The sequence below is a fragment of the Polyangium sp. 15x6 genome, from assembly GCF_029960785.1.
Lineage (GTDB): Bacteria > Myxococcota_A > Polyangia > Polyangiales > Polyangiaceae > Polyangium.
Genome location: NZ_JASBQE010000009.1, coordinates 74,072 through 98,516 on the forward strand (window position 1 = coordinate 74,072; position 24,445 = coordinate 98,516).

A 24,445-nucleotide genomic window follows, 5' to 3' on the forward strand; every position below is an offset into this window, starting at 1 on the left:
GCGGCGACGATACACCTGCGCGCAGCGACCGAGCAAGGGTCGGGCGCGCGCCCCCTTCCGCTTTGGTGGAAACGTGATCTCGACACATTTTTACATATTCGAACGCGAAGCGTATGATGTAGCAACCAGCCGATGAAATGCGCAGCCCCCCTATTTGCCCTCACGGCCTCGGCCTCCCTGTTCTTCGGGGGCGTTGCGCGCGCCGACGAACCCACGAAGCCCGCGCCGGCTCCACCTGCCGCTTCTCCCCCCGCGGCGCCCGTCCTCGTCCCGCCTCGACCGCTCGCCGCGCTCGAGGCCGCTTATCCGACCCAGCCGGGCCTCACGGGCGAAGCCGACGTCATGCTCGACGTCACCGTCGCGGCGGATGGCAGCGTCAAGGAGGCGCGTGTCGTCTCCGGCGACGCGCCCTTCACGGAGGCCGCGTCCCGCGCCGCGCCGTCCTGGCGTTTCGAGCCCGCAACGCGGAACGGTAAGCCCATCCCCGCGCGTATTCGTGTCCTCATCCACTTCACGCCCCCCGAGCCGCCCGCCGAGGAGGAGACCGCTCCCGCGGCTGAAAACGGCGCCGCGCCGAAGGACGGCGCCCCCGGCAAAAAGCCGACCGCGACGCCGAAGCCGGCGGGCCCCGCGCCGATCGAGGTCCTTGCGCTCGGCGAGCGCCGCGCCGTCGGAACCTCCTCGCTCGGCCGCGCCGAGGTCCGCGTCTTGCCCGGCGCGTTCGGCGATCCTTTCCGCGCGATTGAATCCCTCCCCGGCGTCACGCCCATCTTCTCGGGTTTGCCATTCTTTTACATTCGCGGCGCTCCTCCCGGCAACGTCGGTTATTTCCTCGACAACGTCCGCGTCCCTTATCTGTATCACCTCGCCCTCGGCCCCTCGGTCGTCAATCCGGCGATCGTGGACCGGGTCGACCTCTATCCCGGCGGCTATCCTGCGCAGTTCGGTCGTTTTGCCGGCGGCATCGTCGCCGGCGAGACGACCAAGCCGAAGGGCGAGCTCCACGGCGAGGCGAACATCCGGGTTTTCGACGCCGGCGCCATGGTCGAGACCCCGATCGGCGATCGCGCCACCGTCATGGCGGGCGGCCGATTCTCGTACACCGCGGCCGCGCTCTCCCTGCTCGCGCCCGGAACCACGCTCAATTACTGGGACTATCAGGCCCGCGCGACCTTCGACGTCACGCCCACGGATCGCCTCACCCTCTTCGCGTTCGGCGCCCACGATTACCTCGGCGCCGAGCTGGACGGCGTCGAGCAGGGCCTCTTCGACGTCCAGTTCCACCGCATCGACCTCCGCTACGACAAGGACGTGAGCTCGCGGACGCGCCTCCGCCAGGCCGTCTCGTTCGGCTACGACAGGACGGCCATCGGCGGCCAGGAGGGCATTTTCGCGCGCGATTTCCTCTTCGCGGCCCGGAGCCAGATCCTCCACCGTCGCAGCGAATCCATGCTCATTCGGGCCGGCGTCGATGCGAACATCGATTATTACGACCTCGTCGCGGGCACGGACGACGACGAGGGCCGCAATCTCCAGACGTTCCTCGACCAGTTCTTCCCGCCGCGCCAGGACATCGCGGTCGGGGTTTACGCGGACGCCATCCTCGACGCGGGTCGTGGTGTCGAATTCACCCCCGGCGCGCGCGTCGACCTCTGGGGCTCGGGCGGCGTCACCGCGATCAGCGCCGACGTCCGGCTCGCGATGAAGGTCCCCATCGCGCATCGACTCAAGCTCGTCTCCGCGATGGGCCTCGCCCACCAGCCGCCCGGGTTCGTCTTGCCCGTCCCCGGCCTCACCATCGGCAAGCTCGCCGGCGGCCTCCAGCGCAGCGTCCAGTCGAGCACCGGCCTCGACGTCAAATTGCCGTTCGGCTTCGAGGCCACGGGCACGTTTTTCCTCAATGGCTTTTTCAACATGGCCGACGCGCTCGATTCGGTCGGCCGGGCGGCCGGCGGCGGAGGAGGAGGCCCCGGCGGTCCCGGCGGAGGCCCCGGAGGACCCGGAGGCCCCGGAGGCCCAGGCGGGCAGCCGACCGACGAGGTGGACGACGATGACGACGAGGCGAACGTGATCTCCGATCGATCCCTCGGCACCGCCGTGGGGCTCGAGATCTACATTCGCCGAAAGCTCACGGAGCGGCTCGGCGGATACATCGCTTATACCCTCTCACGCTCGTCGCGGAGCATCGGCTTCTCCTCGGGCCCGGCGCAATTCGATCGCACCCACGTCCTGAATGGCGCGATCTCCTGGGAGGCCGGCAAGGGCTGGCGCCTCGGCTCGCGTGTCGTCTTCTACACGGGTTTGCCCCTCGCGGCCGAGACCGCCGCGGTATGGGGCAAGAGCCGCACCGACCCGTTCTTTCGCATCGACGCGCGCATCGAAAAGCGCTGGAACCTGAAAAAGCGCGGCTGGGTCTCGCTCGTGATCGAGATGCTCAACGCGACGCTCAGCAAGGAGCAAACCGGCGTCAGTTGCGACCTCACCGAATGCGAGGCCCAGGAAATCGGACCCGTCACCGTACCCAGCATCGGCGTCGAGGGCGGGCTTTAGCAGCTCGTATCAGGGCGCGCGCCAGAGCTCGAAGCCATTCTCCATCACGGCATCCATATCCACGAACAGCCCGACGAGGTCGTCGAACGAGCTCGTGGCGAGCCCCATCTCCTCGATCATCGGGTGGCTGTCGGCCACCTTCAGGTTCAACGCGAAACGACCATCGAGCACGCCGGCCCGGCGGAAACGCCTGATCGTCGCGTTCGCCTCGACGCCCGACTGATAACAGGCCTTCTCGGGCCGCTCGGCGTCACGGAATTGCTTCAGCAGCGCGAACGTGAGCCCGGAGGACATCGATCGCGAAAGGTCGAGGCGCACGGAGGACTCGGGCCCCGCGGTCTCCGGCCCACCGAAGAGCCGGTCCGACAAACCCGCTCCGGCCGCCAACGGATCCTCCCAGACCTCGTCGAAGAGCGCCCGGCTCGTCCCGGGGATCTTCGTGATCTGGAAGAGCTGCTCCGTGCGCCCCAGGGTCCGTGGACCGAATCGGTCGATCACGACCGGCGAGACGCGGAACACGCTCGCGGAAGCTGCGTCGTACGGGACCTCCAGATGCGCGAGCTCGCTCGGGATCCCCCATACCTCGCGCCCCGTCACGACGACATGTCCCTCGTCGAAGAACGAGTAGTACGGAAAAACCACCGGGCGGTTCGTCAGGGGGCTCGGCCCCGTGGGGCGCGTGGACAGGGCGGGGATCCAGACGCCGGCCGCGGCGACCGAGAAGAACCCTCGCTGGGCGTCGGGCGGGCTCTCGGCGCGGGTGACGCCGAATCGAGCGAGGGTGAAGACGACCCGCGACGAATACACCCGATAATCGCAGACCCCGAAGGACGGGCGATTCAGGAACCGATCGCAGACCACCTGCAGGCGGCGGACGTCCGCCTCCACCGGGAACAGGTAGAGCGTCGCGTTCGAGAGCGCGAGCGGCTGCGCGAGCGCCTGGTTGTCCGGGCGCTCGACGTATTTTCCGACGCCGGCGTTCACAAGAGGCTCCGGAGCGCGAGCTTGTTCTTTCCCTGCCCGAGCTCGACGAGGCGCGACGCGAGGCCCGAGGGCGCCGGCAGCGAGAGCTTCCAGCGCGTGCGAATCTGGAAGCCGAACGAATGGCTCGTCGTGGCGTCGAACCCGGTGATGTCGTACTTGCCGCGCATCGGGCCCGCGAGATACTCGTCATCGAGGGTCACGCGGCCGTCGAGGGGGCGCACCTCGCACCGCCCGAGCCCCCAGTCGAGGCAGGCCGAAACGAAAGGCCCGAGGCCACGCGCCGAGCGCGTGAGGATCGGCTGCGAGAGCATCGACGAGAGGGCCTTCACGTTGCGAGCGATCGCCTCCGTCTTGCAGGCGGGGTTCGACCCGGCATTGCGGATCGGCAGCTTGCAGACGGGGCCGCGGTCGAGCCAATCTTCGAGGCTGCGGAACGCCTCGCGGCCTTGCATCGACGCGGTCAGCGCGCAGAAGCGGCGCAGCGGCGAGCGGACCTGCCAGAGCCGCTCGGGCGTGGAGGCGCCGCGTTTGTCCCTGATTTCGACGCTGGCGAGCTCGGTATCGAAGCCCCAGAAGAGGAGTCCGCCGCCCGCCATGAGCGGATCGGTCACATAGAAGCGCGGCACGTACGTGAAGGGGCCGCGCCCGAGGGAAAAACCCGTCATGCGGACGAAGGGAATCGCGTTCATCACCTCCAGGTAGTTTCGATGGAGCAGCGAGCGCGGGAACGAGAAGCGCGCGCCTTCTCGCGCGCCGAGCGTGATCACGAGCGGGTGGAAGCCGGGCGGCGTGATCTCCTGCTCCTCGAGCTCGAGCCCGTTCGGCAGCATGCGCCGCACGTCGTTCTCGGGGAGGAAGATGACTGCGACGGCGCCGTCGTACTCGCCGAGGACCTCGACGGGGCCCAGCGCGGGCGTCGTGCCGCGCACGTCGTAATCGCCGACGATGTTCTCCGGGAAGCCGCAGATCGCGCGTGACACCTGCATGCCGGACATCGCCGCGGACTCGACGCAGCCCGTGTTGAGCCCGTTTTTCGTCCAGTCGCCGGCGAGGAACAGGTTCTCGAAGCCGGACCTGTCCGAATGCAGGCGATAATGGGTCGAGCCCTTCGGCGACATGACGTAGCGCTCCGAGGGATCGATGTTCGCGCGCCAGTACTGCGCGTAGAACCGCTTCTTGCCGTCGCGGTGCTGGGGATCGACCAGGAAAAACCAGTTGAGCTCGTCCTCGTCGTGGGTCGTGGTCGCGAGCGGCCAGAGCACGCCGGGGTTTTTCGTGAGCCATTCGACGGAGATGCACCGGACCGCCTCGTGCATCCTCCGCGGGAAATCGTGATCCCAGGGCGGGGGCAGCCCGTCCCGCTGCAGCGCGGCCGCGGCGATGCCCGTCGGGGTGGCCGTGGACGAAGGAGGCGCGAACAGGCTCACCGAGGGGTCGGTCGCGCCGACGAACGGGGCCTGCGGCGGAGGCAGGTGCGTGGTCGAGACGGGGATCGAGGCGACCGGGAAGGGGCGCAAGAGGTCCGCGTCGAGCAGCGGGCCGGTGAAATACGCGAGGCTGCCGGGGTAATCGCGATTCGGGTCTTCCGGCGTCCCCACGGGCCAGTTCTCGCGATTGATGAGGTGCGTCATGTCGCAGTACGTGTTCTCGGGCTGCGCATAAGCCGCGACGCACGACGAAGCCCCGTTCCAGCCGAGATTCTGGAGGCTCGGGCGCATCCAGAGCTGCATGCACTGGGTCTGCACGGTGGGGATGTGCTCCACCATGTCCTTCCATTGCCGGCTGTGCTCGATGAGCTCCTGGCAGATGAACGGCAGCGCGCCGAGCGCGATGCCGAGGACGACGATGTCGAAATCCTCGCCCTTCTTCAGGACGCGCTTCTCGACGGGCTTCCACGAGGACCAGAAGGATTCGAGGTTGTAATTGAGCTTCGTCCAGCCCGCCCGCAGCGCGTCGCCGTCCACGATTTGCTCGTAGAGCGGCTCGCTCGGCCAGGAGAGCAGGCCCTTCGTGGAGAAGAGCGGATAATATTCGCGAAGGTGGGCCGGCCGCACGGATTCGGGTTGCTCCGACGGCGGGGCCTCGTCCGTCTCCAAGACCAGCGGCGCTTGCTGGATCGGGGCGTCGTCCTCGTGGCGCGGCGGCTCCTGCGGCCCCGTGGGCGGCGGCTTGATCCACACCTGCCGGTCGACGCGGATTCGCTCGATCTCCGTCTTCGACGCGTCGAGCTCGAGCTTCGTCACCCGATGGAAGAATTCGAAGCGCACGCCGCGGCTCTTCAGGACGATGTAGAGCGGCGCGAAGACGACGTCGCCCATGCCGGCCTGCATCTTCCAGAAGATCGCCCCCCGATACTCGAGGAGCATCCGCAGCATGGCGCGCACCATCGCGCCCGCGGCCATGTTCGGCCTTCGCGTGTCGCCCTTCTCGTAAGCGAACACGAAATCGTACGTCCCGCGGATGATGCCCGATCGGAGCGTGAGCTCGTTCGCCCCATTGCGGCGCAGCCATTCGACGAGATCATACTTGTCGATGACATCCCAGCCGTGCTCGAGGACTCCATCGAAGACCACGCCGCGCAGGCCGGCCGCGATGAGATCGATCAGGATCCACAGGCGCCGGAGGACCGTGTTTTGCTCGACGATGTGCTCGATCTCGTCCCACAACCATTCCCGGAGATCGGCGAGGATCTCGCAGATGGTCGACCCGTGCTCGTGCGAGGCCCTGGCGAGCTCCCGCGCGCGGAGCAGCTGCAGGTGCGCGGTCGTGGGACCGACGACGAGCCGCGTCCGGTGCCGCTGGCTCGAAGCGTTCGAGCGGCGCGCCACGAGGCCGAGCGCGCTGCCCACGACCCCCACCGTCATGGTGGCGAGGTCCGCCAGGAAGCTCTCCTTGCGCGCTCCCTCCGCGGAGGCCAGGCCGACCGGAGGCGAGGTATTTTCGGGGGGAGGGGTTTGCGACGCGGCGCTGTCCGGGTTTGCCCCCGGGACGGGCGCGCCCTGGGGCGGGCCGTAGGGCGATGTTTCGAACGCGTGGAGCGCGAGGCCGATCATCTCCCCGGCCACGTCCCAGATCGAAAAAAACTCCTTGCCTTGTCCGGGCGTGTGGTGGTTTTCCCGGAAATGCTCGATCCAGAAGACCCAGTCCGGATCGACCTCGAGACCGCGGATCCCCGCGTCTTCCCCCTCGATGCTCTCCATCACACCGACGTACGAGAACTTCTTGAAGGCCTCGTCCCAGCTCGAGAGCGGCATGTTCGGATTGCGGCCGAGCTCCTCGTAGCAGCGCCGCATCATGTTGAAGGCGTTCTCGTAGAAGCCGAGCCAAACATGCAGCCCGTGCTCCTCGATGCGATCGGAGGCCTTGCGATTGCGCCCGCTCGCGCCCTTGCCGCCGAGGCGAAACCCCTGCTGATAGACGGTCACTTCGTACTCGTCTTTCCAGCCGGGGACACTCGTGAGCTCGAATGCCGCCGTCATCGCGCCCACGCCGCTGCCGAGGACCGCGATTTTTTTCTTCCTGGTCGGTGCTGATCCGGACATCACTCGCTCCGCCTCCGCGAGAGCCCCATCCTCGGTCGCGCGTGTCGCGCGCCCTCGGTGAGGGCAGTCAGGAGCCATCGGCCATGGTAAACGCCTTGCGAGAAGCCACGCAAGCCCCGAGCAACGTTTGGCCGAGCGCAGAGCCTGCGTGCAATTGAAGTAGACTTCGGGGTGCGTCTCGGTGTACCATGACGAGTTCCGTACGAGGTCCTTTGCGGAGGATGGATGCTCGAGAGCCCGTACCGGTCCATGAACGTCGTCGGAAAGCTGTCCAGTTCCTATGTGACGCTCGTCATGCCTCGTGACGAGGTGGCGTGGATGCTCCCGGAGGGTTTGGCGCTCGGACCCCAGGACCACACGCCTCCGGGGACGCACCCCGTCGTGCTCTCCTTCAGCCACCGCTACGACGTGCACGTCACGCTGCCTCGCCTGCTCTTGCCCGGGACGACGTACAAGGAGCAGGCCATCGGCGTGCCGTTCGTCCATGCCAAGCGCGATCTCTGCGGTGGGCGCGCGCGTGGCCCTTTCCTCTACCTGCCGCGCCTCTTCGCGAGCCAGATCCTGCCCGTGATCGGCGGATGGCTCTTCTGGGGTTTGGCGAAGCAACTCGGCCGCATTCGGGAGATGTCGTTCGGCCCGGACAAGGGGGCGAACGGCGCGGGCGCGGAGGCACCACGTTCCGAGAAAAACCCCCACGAGACGAGGCACGAGACCGGGACGTACCGCGTTTTCCCCCCCGGGGACGACGCCGAGTCGATCGTGTCGCTGAGCTACGAGGTGACCGGCGATTTCCAGCCCCTCACACAGGTGCCGAACCACGAGGTCATCCTCGACGTCCTGCGCCAGCCGCTGATCTGCTGCCAGCCGGTCGCGCGCGGGCCGCTCTTCTCGTGCGCCGATCACGAAAATGACTGGGAGCGCGCCCAGGCGCGGCCTCTTCATACGACGACGCGCATCGAGGACGCGTTCGTCCCGGGGCTCGTCGTCGGGACCTATCGCTCGCGCGGGCTCGACATGTCGCCGCTCGGCTCGTTCCAGCTTCGCGCCCCTTTCAAGCTCAGCCTGCCCCATTGCTGCGGGCGCGGGCACAGCCTCGCTTGATCGACGGAGAACCCTCGGCACGAGACACGACGAGATGACATCGACCCCGGCAGCCATGAAGCTCGGAGCCGCGCGCGGCCCGGATCCCGCCCGGACCCACACCGAAAACGAGAAAGCCCCCGAGCGGGCGAGCGTGGACTTCACGCAGCGCGACGCTCCCGAGGGCGCGTGGTTCGAACGCTGGTCCGCCGCCGTCCACGTCGAGACGAAGGATCAGCGCGCCCTCACGGTGTGGGCCGCCTTCGATCGGAGGCTCCACGCCGGCGCGGACGGCGAGCCGGTGCTGACCCACGGCCTCTCCTTCGCGCTCAGCGACGAGAGCACGAAGCGATACCGCCCGAGGCTCGAGCTCGACGCCGCGCGTCGAAGCGCCCTGCGCGACGCCATCACGCACGGCACGGCGCCCATGGATCGGCACCTCGCCCGCGCCGCGCTGGAGATGCTCGACGCCGAGACGCTCCCGGCCCCCGCGCACGGGATGCACGCCGAGCCCACCGTGGACCCGCGGGGCCTCGAGCTGCGTTACGGCGGCAGCCTGCTCTCGCGAAAGCCGGACGGGAGCTATCGGCTCGTGCTCGGGCAGCTCCGCGGCGCGCGCGGCTGCGACCTGCGCTTGCGTGCGCTCAAGCCCGCGCTGCTCCTCCACGACGCGCGGGAGAGCTCCGCCGGCGAGGAGGGGGCCTCGCTCCACTACGCGCTGCCGAGCTGCTTCGTCGACGGCACCCTCTTCCTCGACGGCGAGGAGCTCCGGGTCTCGGGGTTCGGCCACTACGATCGCCTGATCGGGCCCCCTTCCGGCGCATCCGTGATCGATGGATCGAAAGCGCCGACCGGGGTGCAGCGGGCGTTCCTCCACCTCGACGACGGCAGCTCGGTTGTCGTGCAGGTCCTCGCGCGAGAAGGTCAGGACACGAAGCGCGCGCGGGCCGTCGTCATGGACGTCCGCGGGCGTTCGCTCGCCGAGGCGCACGCCACGCTCGCGCCGTTCGGCACGTGGCGGAGCCCGCGCTCGTACCAGGAGTACCCCGTCTCCTTCACGCTCCGGATCCCCGGCGGAGGGCTCGAGCTCGTGCTCGAAGCGGCCATGCCCGCGCAGGAGTTCCATGGCCTCGTGGGCAGCGTCTCCGCGTGGCGGGGACGCGCGCGTGTCAAAGGAACGCGCTGGGGGCGGCCCATCGAGGGGATCGGCTGGGTCGAGCAGACGTCTCCGCCTGCCCATGTCGATCTCGGCGGCTTCCTCTCCGCCGCGCATCGGAGCGTGCGACGCGAGATCGCCGCGCTCGTCTCGCGCGCCCCTTCCCAGCCGGCGCTCGCGGAGCTCCTCGGCTGCGTGGGCCACGAGGAGAGGCTCGAGGGCGTCGAGCCCGAGCTCATCGGCCGTTCGCTCACGGGGCCGCTCCTCGACGTCCTCGATCGCGGCGGCAAGGGCTGGCGCTCGTTCGTCACGCTCGCCTGCATCGACGCGGTCGGCGGCGACGCCACGGGATTCTCGCCTTGGCTCGCGATCCCCGAGCTCATCCACACCGGCTCGCTCCTCGTCGACGACGTGCAGGACGGTTCGACGATCCGCCGCGGCGGCCCGGCGTGTCACCTCCTCCACGGCGAGCCGACGGCGATCAACGCGGGCACGGCGGCGTACTTCCTGGCCGAGCTCTTCCTCTCGCGCTCGGCGCTCCCGCCCGAGCGCGCCGAGCGCGTCATGCACCTCTACTTCGACGCGATGCGCGCGGGGCACGGCGGGCAGGCCCTCGACATCGCCGGCCTCGAGGACCTCTTGCCGGCCGCCGTGGCGTCGGGCGACACCGAGGAGCTCGTGCGTCGCGTCACGGCCATCAACCGGCTCAAGACGGCCGTGCCCGCGGGCGCGCTCGCGCGCATGGGGGCGATCGCCGGAGGCGGCACCGAGGCGCAGGTCGAGGGGCTCGGCGCGTACGTCGAGTCCATCGGGCTCGCGTTCCAGATCATCGACGACGTCCTCAACGTGCGCGGCTTCCAGGGGAACCTGAAGCAGCGGGGCGAGGACATTCGTATCGGCAAGGTCACGTTGCCCATCGTGCGAGCGCTCGGTCTCCTCGACCGAGACGAGCGCGAGCACCTCGCGCGCACGCTCCGGGACAAACCCGACGATGACGCCGTGGTCGAGGACCTGATCGCGCGCATCGAGCGCACGGGCGCGCTCGACGCGTGCGTGCGCGAGGCTCGGGACCTCGTCGAGACGGCTTGGACGCGGCTCTCACGCCTCGTTGCGCCCTCGGTCGCGACGGCGCGGCTGCGTGCGTTCGGATGGTACGTGCTCGATCGGAGCTACTGAGGACGAATCGAGGACGGGCCCGCGCCGATACGGACGACGACCTTCCCGACGTTTTTCCCGGAGTGCAGGTGCTCGACCGCGTCGATGCACGACGCGAGCCCTTCGAATGGCGTCGGATCTACGTGGACCGAGAGGGCGCCGGCGTTCGAAAGCTCGAGCAGCTCCGCGAGATGCCCGGCGATCCGATCGGCGAAGTGGAACAGGAAGAAGCCACGAATCTGCGCGGATTTCCAGAGCAGCTCGTGGTAGACGCGCGGCGCCGTGGTGGAGGCGGGCTCGGGGCGCGTGTACTCGGAGATGAACCCGCACACGAGCAGCCGGCCGCGGATGGCCAGGTTCGCGAGCGACGCGTCGAACAGGGCGCCGCCTACCGATTCGAATGCGATGTCGACGCCCCGCGGGTACTCCCGAGCGAGGACCTCGCCGAGATCCTCGGTCCGATGGTTCACGACACGGTCGCAGCCGAGCTTTTCGAGGAACTCGCGTTTCTCATCGGTGCCGCAGACACCGATGACGTGATTGCCCGCGCGCTTGGCGAGCTGCACCGCGAATTGCCCGACACCGCCGGCCGCGGCCGTCACCACGACCGTCTCGCCGGAGCCCATGTGCCCGACCTCTTTCAGGCCGATGGACGCGGTCAGGCCGTTCACGAGGATGGCGAGCATCTCGGGCGTGGCGCGGGGAATGGGGATACACGCCGATACCGGGGCGAGCAGGTACTCGCGAAACCCGCCGCCGATGACCAGGGCCATCACGAGATCGCCCACCTTGAGGCTCGTCACGTCGGGCCCCACCGCGACGACCTCGCCGGCCGACTCTGCGCCGAGATCGATATCGGACGACCTCGTGCTGGCCTCCTTGAAGGCATCGTAGGCGGACGCGGAGATGTTCGGGTCCGAAGCGTTCACGCCGGCGACCACGTTGCGCACGAGGACCTGCCCCGGCCCCGGCGAGACGAGATCGGCGTCCACGATCTTCGCGACGGCGCGGAAATCACGGCTCGGGTGAACTGCGATGAGCTTCTTGTAGGTTTTCGGTAGCATGTCGACCGTCCGTGCCTTCCTGGGGCGCACGCGCGCGCGGGCTCGACTCAGAACGCCTTCCAGCGCGTGACCCCGGTGTCGAGCGTGAAATCCATGTCCACGAAGAAGCCGCGGACCGCGTCGAACGTGCGCGGCGAAAGCCCCAGCCCGGAGACCAGCGGGTGGCTGTCGGCGGTCTTCACGTCGAGCGTGTAGCGTCCATCCAGCAAGCCGGCCCAGCGAAAGCAGTCGATCTGCGTGCCAGCCTCGATGCCGGCCTGATAACAGGCGCGGCTGGGATCCGAAACATCCCGGAATTGCTTGAGGAATGCGAACGTGGGCCCCGTGCGCAGGAGGTCGACCATCGACAGGGCGAGCCCGAGGCCGGGGACAGTGATCGTGGGGCCGCCGAAGACGAGGTCGACGATCGCCTCGAGCGCGGCTTTGCCCTCGGTAAAACCCTGCGCCACGACCCCGCGCGAGGTGCCTCCGACCCGGTTCACCTGCACGAGGTACTCCTTCTGCGCGAGCACGTCGGGCCCGAAGCGATCGAAGAGCGTGGGCCGGATCTGGAAGAGATCGGCCACGGAGGGCCTCGTGGGGACCGTGATCTCCGCGGTCTCCTTGGGCCATCCCTGGTCCTCGCGCCCGCTCACGACGGCGTGGCTCGAGGTCGCGAACATGTAATAGGGGAAGAGCACGAGACGCGTGGCGACCGGGATCGGACCTGTCTTATCGATCGACACGAGCGGGATCCAGATCCCCGCCTCGGTGTAGTTGAAGCTGCCCTGGTCGCGGAAGACCGGGACCGTCGAGGACACGGTGCCCGTGTGGGTGAAGACGAGGAATACCTGAGGAAAAAACGCGCGGTAGCTGGCGAGGCCCTTCGACGGGGCGTTCAAGAACTTGTCGGCGAGCGCTTGTTGCCTCTGCGTGTCGCTCTCGAGCGGGAAAAAATAGGCCGTTACGTTCCGGAGCGTCGCGGGCGTCGGCATCGCTTGGTTGTCCGCTCGCTCGACGTATCTCGGCAAATTGGCTCTGCTCATGCCTTGTCTCGGCCGCGGGGTTCGGGGGCGAGGCCCGTTCGTCCGGGCGGAGCGCCCCCGCGTCTTCGGAGCCTGTAACGCGGGGACGAGGCTACCCGAGCTTCGGGGGCGGAAGCAAGTGTCGCGAGGCGATTCTGGCTCTTGACACCTGTCCCAATCGAGCCCGACCATGGGACGATGTTCTTACCCGTACAGGTCCGGCTGCTCCGCCTCGCCGTACCACGATGCGTGGGAGGTCGTCGATGTCGTTGAACCCCTACCAGGCCATGAAGCTCGTCGGTCAATGGTCGGTCTACGGCGTCACGATCGCGCTCCCTCGCGAGGACGTCCGGTGGATGCTCCCCGACGGGCTCGAGCTCGGCGATCAGGATTTGACGCACCGGGATACACATCCGGTGTCGCTGTACTTCGGTCACGTGCGCGACGCGCACATGACCTTTCCGCGGTTTTTCCCCCCCGAGATGACGTATTTCGAGCAGGTGGTCGGCGTGCCGTACGTGTACGCGAAGCGCCCGCTCTGTGGAGGTCGGGTCCGGGGGCCTTTCTTTTACATGCCGCGGCTTTTCCTGACGAACCTGCTCGCGACCATCGGCGGCATCCTTTTCTGGGGTTTTCCCAAGAAGCTGGTCCGCGTCCTCGAGGGCACGAACCCCGCGAAGACGGACGGGTCGTATGCCGTTTGTCCTCTCTATGGAGGAGGCGACGAGATCCTCGGGCTGCAGTGGGGCGCCACGGGGTCGTTCGAGCCGGCAATCGCCGTGCCCTCCTTCCAGCGACAGCTCGAGATCATGACCCAGCCGCTCGTGTCGCGGCAACCCCTCTCCGTGGGGCCCCTCCTGGCGTGCTCGGACTTCGACAAACTCTGGCGAGAGGCCGAGATCCGGCCCCTGCGCACGAAGACGATCATCCAGGAGGCATTCGTGCCGGGGCTCGCGCCCGGGAGGTATTCGTCGGAGGGCATCGATCAATCGCCGACGGGCGCGTTCCAGCTCCGGGCGCCCTGGGAGCTCTCCCTCCCTTATTGCTGTGGAAAAGGGCGCGCCCCGGGAGCCGCGCCAAACGTCCCCTCCATCTGGTGAGCGCCGAGGAGCCATCGCGATGGGCATGATGACAGGATACGAGCCGTCCGATCTCGTCCACGAAGGATCTCATTGCTGCATTTACCTCGCGCGCCGGGAGGTCGACGACACGCCCGTCGTCCTCAAGGTCCTCAAGGCGGAGCACCCTTCGCCCGAGGAGATCGCGTGGTTCCGCCGCGAATACGAGCTGCTCGCCCAGGTCAGCTCGCCCTTCGTCGTGCGCGCCCATGCCCTCCTCGAGGCGCCGGACGGGCGCCACGCCATCGTCCTCGAGGATTTCGGCGGGCAATCACTCGATCGCCTGATCCCCGCGCATCCGTGGTCCCTCGCCGAGCGGCTCGCCGTGGCCATCGCCGCCACCGACGCGCTCGCCGCGCTCCACCAGCGCAGCATCGTGCACAAGGACGTGAGCCCGGCGAATCTCGTCTACAACCCCAAAACCCAGGTCTGCAAGCTCATCGATCTGGGCATTTCCACCATCCTGTCGCGCGAGCGCGCGGTCGTCCTGAGCCCCGAGGCGCTGGAAGGCACCCTTCGGTACATCTCCCCGGAGCAGACCGGGCGGATGAACCGAATGCTCGATTATCGCACCGATTTCTACTCGCTCGGCGCGACCCTCTACGAGCTCTTCACCGGGGTCCCCCCGTTCTCGTCCGACGACCCGATGGAGCTCGTGCATTGCCACCTCGCGCGCGTGCCGATCGCGCCGTGCGAGCGCAACACGAGCATCGCGAAGCCCCTCTCGGACGTGCTCATGCGCCTCCTTTCGAAGACGCCCGAGGCGCGTTACCAGAGCACGTACGGCATCCAGGCGGATCTTCGCGCGTGCGCCGAGATGCTCGCGGCGAAGAGCAAGATCGACGTCTTCCCCCTCGGGCAGCACGACGTCCCGGAGCAGTTCCAGGTACCGCAGAAGCTTTATGGCCGCGAGAAGGAGCTCGCGACGCTGCTCGGCGTCTTCGATCGCGTCACCGAGGGCAAGAGCGCGGCCCTCTCGCTCGTCACGGGCTACTCGGGCGTCGGCAAATCGGCGCTCGTGCACGAGCTCCACAAGCCCATCACCCGGCAACGCGGCTACTTCATCGAGGGGAAATTCGATCAGTTCCTGCGCACGACGCCTTATTCCGCGCTGGTCTCCGCGTTTCGATCCCTCGTCCGCCAGATCCTCGGCGAGAGCGAGGACGTGCTCGCGGCATTGCGCGAACAGCTCGTCGCGGCGCTCGGCCCCAATGGCCGGATCATCACGGACGTCATCCCCGAGGTCGAGCTCGTGGTGGGGCCGCAGCCGGAGGTCGCGGAGCTCGGGCCGACGGAGGCCCAGAATCGCTTCAACCTCGCCATCCGCAGCTTCATCCGCGTCTTCGCGCAGCCGTCGCACCCCCTCGTCCTCCTCCTCGACGACCTGCAATGGGCCGACTCGGGGAGCTTGAAGCTCATCGACCTGATCCTGCGTGACGTCGAGCCGCAATGCCTCCTCGTCATCGGCGCGTATCGTGATCACGAGGTCGAACCCTCGCATCCATTGCGCATGATGCTGAGCGCCCTCGAGGCGGACCACGTGCCCATCGACAGGATTCCGCTCTCGCCCCTCGGAATCGAGGACGTGAAGGCGCTCATCGCCGACGCCGTGGGCCGGAGCCCCGCCGACGTCGAGCCCCTCGCGCGCCTCGTCGCCCGGAAGACCGAGGGCAACCCGCTCTTCGTCGGCGAGCTCTTGAAGACGATCTATCAGGAAGGACTCATCGCCTTCGATCGCGCGGCGGGGCGCTGGACATGGGACGTCACGCGTATCGAGGCGCAAGGCATCACCGACAGCGTCGTGGACCTGATGATCGGCAAGCTGCGCCGCCTGCCCGAGGTCAGCCGTCGCGCCATCGAGATCGCCTCGTGCATGGGCGGCGTCTTCGAATTGAAGCCGCTCGCCGTCGTGCTCGAGATCAGCGAACCCGAGGCGTACGAGAGGCTCTTGCCGGCCCTCCAGGAGGGGTTTGTCGTGGCGCTCTCGGGCCTCGTCCTCGCCCAGCCGGACGTCGCGGGTTCCCCGTTCGTCATTCGCGAATTTCGCTTCATTCACGATCGCGTCCAGCAGGCGGCCTACGCCCTCCTCGGCGAGGACGAGCGCGAGGGCGTGCACGTCCGGATCGGGCGGCACCTGCTCGACAGCGGGCACGACGCGGGCGAACGGCTCTTCGACGTCGTGGACCAGCTCAACCGGGGCCGCCGCCTCATCACCGACGAGCCCGGCCTGCGCGAGCTTTGCCGATTGAACCTCGACGCGGGCTTGCGCGCCAAGCGCGCCACGGCCTACGCGGCCGCGAGCGCATACCTCGAAGCGGGCCTCGCCGCCCTGCCCGAGACGAACACGGAGCGAGACGCCTTCCTCCCGCTCTTGTTGCACAAGGAGCTCGCCGCGGTCTCGGCGCTGATCGGCAACTACGAGCGCTCGGAGGCCCTCATCCGGCACGTGCTCGAGCACGCCCCGACCGATATCGAGAAGGCCGAGTCGTACGAGATGCTCGTCCGCAAGGACACCATGGTGGCGCGGTACGACGAGGCGATCAATGCGGCGAAGGACGGCCTCGCGATCCTCGGGGTCGACCTGCCGATCCACCTCCCGCCGGAGGGCATTCAGGCAGCCATGGGCGCCGAAATCGCCGAGGTGCAGGCGACCCTCGCGATCCGCTCGCTCGGCTCGCTCCGCGATGCGCCTCCCATGACGGATCCGACCGCGCGCGCGGCGATGGGCCTGCTCACGACGGTCCTCGCGCCCGCGTTTTTCGTGAGCCCGCTCCTTTACGCGCTCATCATCGTCAAGGCCGTCAACATCTCGCTGAAGTTCGGCCCGGCGCCCGAGTCGTCCGACATTTACGCGTATTATGGGCACATCACGAGCAGCATCCTCGGCGATCGCCGGCTCGGCCGCGAGCTCGCGATGCTGGCCCTCTCGCTCTCCGACCGGTTCCGCGCGCCGGACGACAAGTGCCGGAGCAGCTTCTTGCTCGCGAACTTCATCTCGCCCTGGGTGAGGCACCTCCGCGAGAGCCTGCCGGTGAACGACGCGGGTTATCAGGCCGGACTCGAGGGCGGCGAGCTCCAGTACGCGGGCTACATCCTCATCTACAAACTCTTCAATCGATTCTACGAGGGCGCCGCGCTCGACCCGATCGCCCAGGATCTGCCCGGCTTCCTCAAGCTGACGCAGCAGACGAAGAACGAGATCGCCAGCGACATCATCGTCGGGCTGCGCCTCGCGCTCGAGAACCTGCTCGGCAACACGCCGTCACGGACCGATTTCAGCGCCGAGGGCATCGACGATGCGGCCTATCTCGCCGCGTGCGAGGCGCACAAGAGCTCCATGGCGCTCGCGTTTTATCCGACGCTGAAGGCCGAGGTGCTGTACCTGCACGACGAACCTGCGCGCGCGCTCGAGGTGGCCACGCGCTCGGAGCCACTCCTCGCCGCGATCATCGGAAACGTCGCCGTCGCGCACCATCACCTCTATCACGCGTTGAGCCTCGCGGCGGTGATTCCCGACGCGCCGGAGGCGGACCGAGCCGGACTTCGCGAGAAGCTCGGCGCGCTCGCCGCTGATTTCGTCCGATGGGCCGAGACCGGACCGGACAACTTCGCGCACCTCTCGGCCCTCGTATCGGCGGAGGTCTACCGCGTCGATGGCCGGATCTCCGAGGCGCTGGATCTGTACGAGCAGGCCATCGAGGGCGCGCGGCGGGGGAATTTCTTGCAGCACACCGCGCTCGCGTACGAGCTCGCGGGCAGAGCCTGGCTCGCCCGCGGTCGAGAATCGATTGCCCAGGCCTATCTCCGCGAGGCTTACCGCGCCCATCAGCTCCGCGGCGCCCGGCGCAAGCTCGGGCTGCTCCGGGAGCGGTATTCTCCGTCCCTCACGCCCCGCGACATCAACGAACGCCGCTCCGGGCCGCCCTCCGGTCCCTCCTCGACCACGAGCCGGACCGCGGGCGACAGGCTCGACCTCGGGAGCGTCATCAAGGCGTCTCTCGCCATTTCGAGCGAAATCGTACTGGAAAAACTCCTCACGACCCTGATGCACGTCGTGATCGAGAATGCCGGCGCGCAGCGGGGGGCGCTCGTCCTCGAAAAGAAGGGCAGGCTCGTCGTGGAGGTCGACGCCACGGTCGCGGCCACGGGCGAGGTCGTGGGCGTGCTCCGTTCGACGCCGATCGAGGAGTATCCGAACGCTTCCGAGGAGATCGTCCGTTACGTCGCGCGGACCCGTGAGACCGTGATCCTCGACGACGCCGCGCGCGCCGGCGCCTTCACCCGGAGCCCCTACGTCGCGTCGCACGCGCCGAAGAGCATGCTCGTGGCGCCGCTCCTGCACCAGGGCAAACCGCTCGGCATCATTTACCTCGAAAACCACCTGACGACCGGCGCATTCACCAAGGAGCGGCTCGAGATGCTCCGCCTGCTCTCGTCGCAGATCGCCATCTCGCTGGAGAACGCGCAGCTCTATCGCGAGATGGAGCAGCGGGTGCTCGAACGCACGGAGGAGCTACGCAAGAAGAACATCAACCTCCAGCAGGCCATCGAGGATCTGAAAACGACGCAGGCGCAGCTCGTGCAAGCGGAAAAGATGGCCTCGCTCGGGCGCCTCACCGTCGGCATCGCCCACGAGATCAAAAACCCGCTCAATTTCGTCAACAACTTCGCCCAGATCAATGCCGAGCTCATCCAGGAAATCGAGGAGAGCGCGGCCAGCGGCTCGACGTTCGACGAGGTATCGGACATCCTCGCCGACGTCCGCGCGAACTCGGAGAAGATCGCGTCGCACGGCAAGCGGGCCGACGACATCGTTCGCAGCATGATGCAGCACGCGAGCGGCGCGACGGGCGTCCGTCAGCCCACGGACATCAACGCCCTCGTCGAGGATTACGTCAAGCTCTCGTACCACGGCTCGCGCGGGGAGAACCCGGTCCACATCGAGCGCGATTACGATCCGAGCGTCGGCATGGTGGAGATCGTCGCGCAGGACTTCGGGCGCGTCATCGTGAACCTGCTCAACAACGCGCTCTACGCCCTCGGCGAGAAACAACAGCGGAGCGATCCTCGGTACGTGCCGACGATCCATGTTTCGAGCCGCCGGCAGGGCAAAATGGTCGAGGTCACGATCCGTGACAACGGCACGGGCATCCCGGTTTCGGTACGGGACCGGATCTTCGAACCCTTCTTCACGAGCAAGCCCGGCAACGTGGGCACCGGCCTCGGTTTGTCCCTGAGCTACGACATCGTGGTCAATGGCCACGGCGGCAGCATCACCTTCGACAGCATCGAGGGCGATTACGCGACGTTCCGTGTTTCGCTCCCCGGATAGGCCCTTCGGTCACTGCACCTTGCAGCGCGCCCCCGCGCCCGTCGCGGGTCGACCATACGGGACCTTCGGCCCCTTCGGCTTGACGTACACCGCTCCGCCCGGCCCGGGCCGCGGCACGACCGCCCCCGAGGCTTGCGGACGGCCCGGCGCGAGCTCCTCGATCGTGAGCACCACGTCGGCCCCTTCCTGCTCCACCGCTGCGATGCTGGGCCGCCGCGGCGCATCCTCGGCCATCCCGGGGCAGGGCACGCCCTTGGCGCTCACCGCGACCACCGCCACGTCCGCGCCGAGCTTCGGCACCTGGGCTTGCCACGTGAAGCGCGGATTCCCCGGCTCGCCGACCACGACGGCGAGGCACGAGCACGTCGCGGGGTGGGGCGCGTCCTTCGCGATCATCACGTCGTGACGCACCCGTTTTTCCGTGGGCGGCGTCGCGGTCGTCCCGGTGAGCGGCGCGGGGGGCTGATCGAGCTCGCTCAGCGTTTCGGTGCGGCGGAGCGGCTGGCCCGTGGGATCACCGAGATCCTGGGACCAGCCGGAGTTTGCCGGCGAGCTCTGTTCGCCGCCGCAGCCGGCGGCGAGCGCGAGCACGAGCACGGACGAAAGGGAAAGGGGAGCCTTCCGCATACGCCTTCAGAATCGCACCCTGTGCGGGCCGGCGACAAGAAAAGTCAAGGCGTCGTGGATTTTTCGCAGAGAAATCCGCGCTTCTCGCCGCAGGACCTGTCGTCGAACGACGCCGCGGTCCCCGGCGACGCCGAGAGCATCACGCAGTCCTGCTTGCTGCCCTGATCCCCGGGCACGCCCTCTTTCCACGCCGTGAACCCCCACGGCTCGCCGTTCGACCACGAGAACTCGCCCTCCTGCTGGGCGTCCGTCCCGCCGATCCAGACATCCCCCGACACCACGCTCGCCACGAACCAGAACTCCTCGGCCGAGCTCAGCGCGGCCAGATCGCCGCCGAGCTCCAGGCAATGCTCGCGCGCCGTGTTCCAGTCGCGCTCCGTGCCATGATGCAAATAACACGAGCCCGTCGTCGGCGACTTCCATTGCCACGGCAATGGACATTCGTCGGGGTCGGGTTCCGGGTCGGGACAGCTCCGGCAAGACGATCCCCCGCCGCCACCGCCGCCGTTCCCCTCGTCCGAGCCCTGGCAGCCGGTCTGATCGATACGCGTGCCGTCCTGGCAAAGCGCGAGCACCCCCTCCTCGATTCCGGCGATCGCATTGCAGCCGAGGGCCTGGCCGAGCACGAAGAGCCCGAGCCACCAAAAGGGACGTCCGCGCGGGCGCCCCGTTTGCCGTTTGATACTCAAAACACACCTCCGACCACGAGCCCCGTGCCCGATCCCACCGTCCCCACGCCGGCCCGCGCGGGCGTGCTCTCCGGCGCCGTCAGGTACAGGACGAGTCCTCCCGTCGCCGCGAGGACGCCCCCGATGATGGTCCCCGTCGCCGCGTCGCCACGCGCGCGCGCCTCGCTGCGCAGGGCGACGCCCGTCGCGTCGCAGAGGTTGCCCTCGATGCAATGGGCGGCCGACGCGTCGTTCCGCGCGATGGCCTGCATCCCCAGAATCGAGCCCGCGACGATGGACACGATGCCCGCGCCTCCCAGCGCGATCCCCGCGATCTCGTGCACCTTCGCCCTCGAATTCGGAAGGAGCTTGACGGGCTCGGACGCCGGCGCTCGGGGGACGTCCGCGAGCTCGGGAATGGCCGCCGTCACCCGCGTGGCCTCGCCGCCGGGCACCTCCACCTCCACGCGGTAGGGGCGTTTGCCCTCGGCCTGGGCCTCGAGCACGTGTTTGCCCGGGTCCACGGGCACGGCCGTTCCCCAGAGCGCGCGCCCGAGGATCTGCCCGTCCTTGCGGATCGTGAGGCTCTGCGCCTGCTCGGCCCACGGCGCGGTGATCACGAGCCGCGCGAGCCTCGGCTCGAGCGCCGCGGCCCGCTCGCGCGCGACCTGCTCGCGCTCGACCTGCCCTTTTTCGCGCGCGGCATACGCGGCAGCCCGGAACTCCGCCCAGGCGCTCGCGGTGCGACCGATTTTTTCCAGACAATCGGCGAGGTTCAAGAGCGTCCCGACGCCCGCGTCGAGCCTTTGGCTCTCGGCGAACTTGGGGCAAGCCTCCGGATATCGCCCCTCGTCCATCAGCCATTTGCCCTCGTCGAAGAGCGCTTCTGCGGCGGCGCGCCGCGCGGCGCGGTCCTCCATCGGGTCGGGCGGATTCGCGGCGGCCGTTCCGGAGACAAGCACGAAAGCGAGGGCGACCGCGGACGTGACGGCGTTTCTCCTCGGATCACGATGAGCGGCGCGGATCGTATTCGTCATGGGTGTCATTCGCGCCCATCGAAAGGATTGGGGCGCTTCACGGACGACGGAGGTTTCTCCGAGGTCTTGTCCGTGATCGTGCTTTGCGGGCGGGGCTTTGAAAAGCCCCCCTGCGGCGCCTTGTTCATCGGGCGCGGCGCGGTTCGCACGTCTTCCACGACGGGCGGAGGCGTTTTCGTCTCGGCGGCCTCGACCGACGCCGCCGGCGTCACCTTCGTGAATGCCGGGGCCAGCGTCGCCTCGATTCCCCCGCGCGCCGTGGCCGCGAGGACGTTCGACGCGCCAAACACGCGACGCAGACGAATCCCCGCGCCGCCGACGAGGACGATCGCCGCGACCATGGCGAAGAGCGGCACGGGCCGCAGCATTCGTTGCCATTTCGCCCCCGCGGGATCACGCGCGAGGATCGCGGTCGCGGCGACCGGCGGCGTCGAGTGCGGAGGCGGCAAGGGCACGCGCGGATCGGTCAACGTCGGGCTCGTGCTCGCGTCCGACGCTTGGTGCAGGGCGCGCGTGCTCGAAAATCGGTCCGCGGACGACCCGCGCGAAAGCAGGCGCACCGCGCGCTCGCTCGACGCAATGGCCCCGGGCTTTCCGAACGGCGAGAGCGCGACCGCGAGCTCGCCGATGTTCGCGTACCTGTCGGCTGGGTTTTTCTGAAGGCAACGCAGGACCGCCGCGTCGAGCCCCGGCGGCACGTCGGGAAGACGCTCCTTCAGCGGCATCGGCGGGTCCTTCAGGATGGCCGCGCAGAGCTCCGGGAGGCTTTGCCAGGGGAATGGTCCTTCCCCCGCGATGAGCTCGTACAGCGTGACGCCGATGGACCAGATGTCCGAGCGAGGATCGGCGTCGCGCGTCGCCCGGAGCTGCTCGGGCGACATGTACATCGGCGATCCGATGACGGCGGAGGTCGTCGTGAGCGGCCCGCCGCGCTCCGACGCCCTATCATTGTCGACCGACAGCTTGGAAATACCGAAATCGAGCACCTTCACGGTGCGTGATCCGTCCGGGCGTCGGGCGAGGAAGAGGTTATCAGGCTTCAGATCACGATGGACGATCCCGAGGGAATGGGCCTCGGCGATCGCCTCGCACGCCTCGAGCACGTACGTGACGGCGTCGTCGATGGGGAGGGGGCCGTTCCGGGTGACGTATGCGCCGAGATCCGAGCCTTCGAGCAGCTCGAGCACCATGTACGGCTGTCCGCTCGGCAATCGCCCGATATCGAGCACGCGCGTCGCGTGCTCGTTCTGGATCATGGCCGCGGCGCGCGCCTCGCGGGCGAACCGGGCGACGACCTCCTCGTTCTGGGTGGCGGATTTCAGCAGGAATTTGAGCGCGACCCGGTGCCCGAGCTCCACGTGCGCGGCGGCCACGATGACGCCCATGCCGCCTTTGCCGAGGACGCGCAGGACGCGATACTTGCCATCGAGGACGTCGCCGATGGCCACGGGCAGACCCGAAGGCTCGTCCTCCCACGACGAATCCGACCTGCGCTCGACCTGCATTCGTCCCCCCCGCCCGACGATCTCCCGTGCGACTGCGACCTCGCACACCATAGCGCAGCGCACCCCTCTCGCCCGTGCCTGAGCGCTGGTATTCTCCCGTACGGTGCTTTTTAGGAGGATACGAACGTCCGCGGCGTCGCGCGGGTTCGAATGGTGTGCGGCGTGGTGAGGGCGACGGAGGCGCGGGGATCAGGCCGACATACTGGCAGGGCGCTGGACGATCCCTTCGATCGGCGTCGGACGAAGGATATTGTCGAACATGGGGCTCGTCCGTTCCACGGCGATCCGGATCTCTTCGAGCGTCGCGGCGTCGGCGTCGGTGTCCACGTCCACGGTATACCGGAGCTGCCCGAACCCGGGCCGGACGGAAGGCTCGAGCGCGAGATATCCGCGCAGGTCGAACGGCGCCTGCACCTTGATCACGAGCTTGTGATACGTGATCCCGCGGAGGCGCGCCTGCGTGACCCATCCAATGGTCAGGCACGATCCGAGCGCCGCGAGCAAGAGCTCCATCGGATCGACGTGTTGATCTTTTCCGCCGAGCGGCGTGGGCTCGTCGGTCTCGATCGTGAAGGACCTCGCCCGCGTCACGGCTTGCGCGCCGTCGCGCCATTCGGTCACGGTCTCGAAGCTCCCTTTCCCCGCTTCGGGCGCTCTCTCCACCGCGTCGCGCGTCTTTCGGAAGGTGTCGATGTCGAGGGTGCAGCATCCACCAAGCGATTCCATGCTCCTGACCTCCATCGAGCGGCGCGCCCCCTCAAGAAAGGGTGCGCAAGAACTCGAGCAAGACGGCGTCGAATCGAGCCGGCTCCTCGAACTGTGGATTGTGTCCGCTTTGCTCGAAGATGTCGAGACGGCCTCGCGGCAGCTTCTTGCTGGCCTCCGCCCAGAGCTCGACAGGGCAGACGTAATCGTAAAGGCCGCTCAGGGCGAGGACGGGGCAAGGAATCTTGCCGAGGGAAGGAACGAGGCTCCAGCGCTCGGCCTCCGGGAGGATGACCGATTGCATGTAGCGGGCAAACCCCTTCGGAACGCCGCCCCAGAGGGCGCCGGCGTCGAGCGCCGGGTCATTCCAGACGAGCGGATGCAAGGCGAGATATTGCCGCAGGACGACCTCGTCGGCATCCATGGCGCTCGTATCGAGGGCGTGGAATTCGGCTTGTTTTTGGGCGAGGAGCTCCTTCTTTTGCGCATTCGCCTCCGCCTCCCAGCGAGCGATCCCCACGCTCATGGCGCGGCTGAAATCGGGCACGCTCGCCACGGAGACGACGGCGGCCGCGTGCTCGGGGTGGCGAAATCCGAACTCGAGCGCGATGCCGCCGTGGTTCGAATGACCCATCACGACGGCGCGATCGATCCCGAGTTTGTCGCGTACGACGTCGATGTCGTCGGCGAGCGTCGCGTACGTCGATCCCTCGGGCGTGCCGGTCGATCGCCCCGTCCCTCGCATTTCGACATAGACGAACGAATGGGCATCGAGGAGCCGCCGGGAGAACGTGCGCCGGTAGAATTCGATCCCGCCGCCCGTGGGGACGAGGATCGGAGGGCCCGAGCCCTCCGTGAAAACGTGGAGCTCCACGTCGCCCACGCGAACGAACCTGCTCGTGGTTTCGGTCATGGTCG

The 24,445-nt window shown here is 68.1% G+C and carries 15 protein-coding genes; 5 read left to right on the forward strand and 10 right to left on the reverse strand.

All coding sequences use genetic code 11. The features are described 5' to 3' along the window. The first annotated feature begins 132 nt into the window (after positions 1–132). Positions 133–2,550, forward strand: coding sequence for a TonB family protein (locus QHF83_RS09405; protein WP_282417436.1), 2,418 nt, complete (start codon positions 133–135; stop codon positions 2,548–2,550). Between the two features lie 9 nt (positions 2,551–2,559). On the opposite strand, the gene QHF83_RS09410 is transcribed toward QHF83_RS09405, so the two are convergent. After that, positions 2,560–3,534 (reverse strand): hypothetical protein, encoded by a 975-nt coding sequence (locus tag QHF83_RS09410; protein ID WP_282417437.1) that lies wholly within the window; start codon positions 3,532–3,534, stop codon positions 2,560–2,562. Then, positions 3,531–7,076, reverse strand: coding sequence for an NAD(P)-binding protein (locus tag QHF83_RS09415; RefSeq protein WP_282417438.1), 3,546 nt, complete (start codon positions 7,074–7,076; stop codon positions 3,531–3,533). The genes QHF83_RS09410 and QHF83_RS09415 overlap by 4 nt, the downstream gene beginning before the upstream one ends. Before the next feature lie 225 nt (positions 7,077–7,301). Here QHF83_RS09415 and QHF83_RS09420 point away from each other — a divergent pair, with 225 nt between their 5' ends. Together QHF83_RS09420 and QHF83_RS09425 are read left to right on the forward strand one after the other, a co-directional pair. Then, positions 7,302–8,177, forward strand: a complete 876-nt coding sequence (locus QHF83_RS09420) for a hypothetical protein (protein ID WP_282417439.1) — start codon at positions 7,302–7,304, stop codon at positions 8,175–8,177. A 55-nt stretch (positions 8,178–8,232) separates the two neighbouring features. Further along, positions 8,233–10,488 (forward strand): polyprenyl synthetase family protein, encoded by a 2,256-nt coding sequence (locus QHF83_RS09425; RefSeq protein ID WP_282417440.1) that lies wholly within the window; start codon positions 8,233–8,235, stop codon positions 10,486–10,488. On the opposite strand, the gene QHF83_RS09430 is transcribed toward QHF83_RS09425, so the two are convergent. Next, positions 10,482–11,531, reverse strand: a complete 1,050-nt coding sequence (locus tag QHF83_RS09430; protein ID WP_282417441.1) for a zinc-binding dehydrogenase — start codon at positions 11,529–11,531, stop codon at positions 10,482–10,484. The two genes, QHF83_RS09425 and QHF83_RS09430, sit on opposite strands and share 7 nt — an antisense overlap. A gap of 47 nt (positions 11,532–11,578) precedes the next feature. Further along, a complete protein-coding gene (locus QHF83_RS09435; RefSeq protein WP_282417442.1) occupies positions 11,579–12,556 on the reverse strand; it encodes an acetoacetate decarboxylase family protein in 978 nt (325 codons plus the stop codon). Between the two features lie 134 nt (positions 12,557–12,690). Between QHF83_RS09435 and QHF83_RS09440 the strand changes: the two genes are divergently transcribed. Further along, complete coding sequence (locus QHF83_RS09440; protein WP_282417532.1) at positions 12,691–13,635, forward strand: acetoacetate decarboxylase family protein; 945 nt, start codon at positions 12,691–12,693, stop codon at positions 13,633–13,635. 19 nt (positions 13,636–13,654) lie between these two features. Continuing rightward, on the forward strand, positions 13,655–18,985 hold the full coding sequence (locus QHF83_RS09445) for an AAA family ATPase (protein WP_282417443.1): 5,331 nt from the start codon (positions 13,655–13,657) through the stop codon (positions 18,983–18,985). Between the two features lie 9 nt (positions 18,986–18,994). On the opposite strand, the gene QHF83_RS09450 is transcribed toward QHF83_RS09445, so the two are convergent. The 6 genes from QHF83_RS09450 to QHF83_RS09475 all read right to left on the reverse strand — a co-directional run bounded on the left by QHF83_RS09450 (position 18,995) and on the right by QHF83_RS09475 (position 24,440). Then, the gene (locus QHF83_RS09450; protein WP_282417444.1) at positions 18,995–19,612 is read right to left on the reverse strand and encodes a hypothetical protein; all 618 of its coding nucleotides are present in this window, start codon (positions 19,610–19,612) and stop codon (positions 18,995–18,997) included. Between the two features lie 44 nt (positions 19,613–19,656). After that, complete coding sequence (locus QHF83_RS09455; RefSeq protein ID WP_282417445.1) at positions 19,657–20,301, reverse strand: C-type lectin domain-containing protein; 645 nt, start codon at positions 20,299–20,301, stop codon at positions 19,657–19,659. After that, entirely contained in the window at positions 20,298–21,317 is a 1,020-nt protein-coding gene (locus QHF83_RS09460; protein ID WP_282417446.1) for a hypothetical protein, read from the reverse strand. Before QHF83_RS09460 ends, QHF83_RS09455 begins: the two co-directional genes overlap by 4 nt. 5 nt (positions 21,318–21,322) lie before the next feature. Further along, the gene (locus QHF83_RS09465; protein WP_282417447.1) at positions 21,323–22,822 is read right to left on the reverse strand and encodes a serine/threonine-protein kinase; all 1,500 of its coding nucleotides are present in this window, start codon (positions 22,820–22,822) and stop codon (positions 21,323–21,325) included. A gap of 189 nt (positions 22,823–23,011) precedes the next feature. Then, positions 23,012–23,548 (reverse strand): OsmC family protein, encoded by a 537-nt coding sequence (locus QHF83_RS09470; protein ID WP_282417448.1) that lies wholly within the window; start codon positions 23,546–23,548, stop codon positions 23,012–23,014. A 31-nt stretch (positions 23,549–23,579) separates the two neighbouring features. Beyond that, positions 23,580–24,440 (reverse strand): alpha/beta hydrolase, encoded by an 861-nt coding sequence (locus tag QHF83_RS09475; RefSeq protein WP_282417449.1) that lies wholly within the window; start codon positions 24,438–24,440, stop codon positions 23,580–23,582. Between the last annotated feature and the right edge of the window lie 5 nt (positions 24,441–24,445).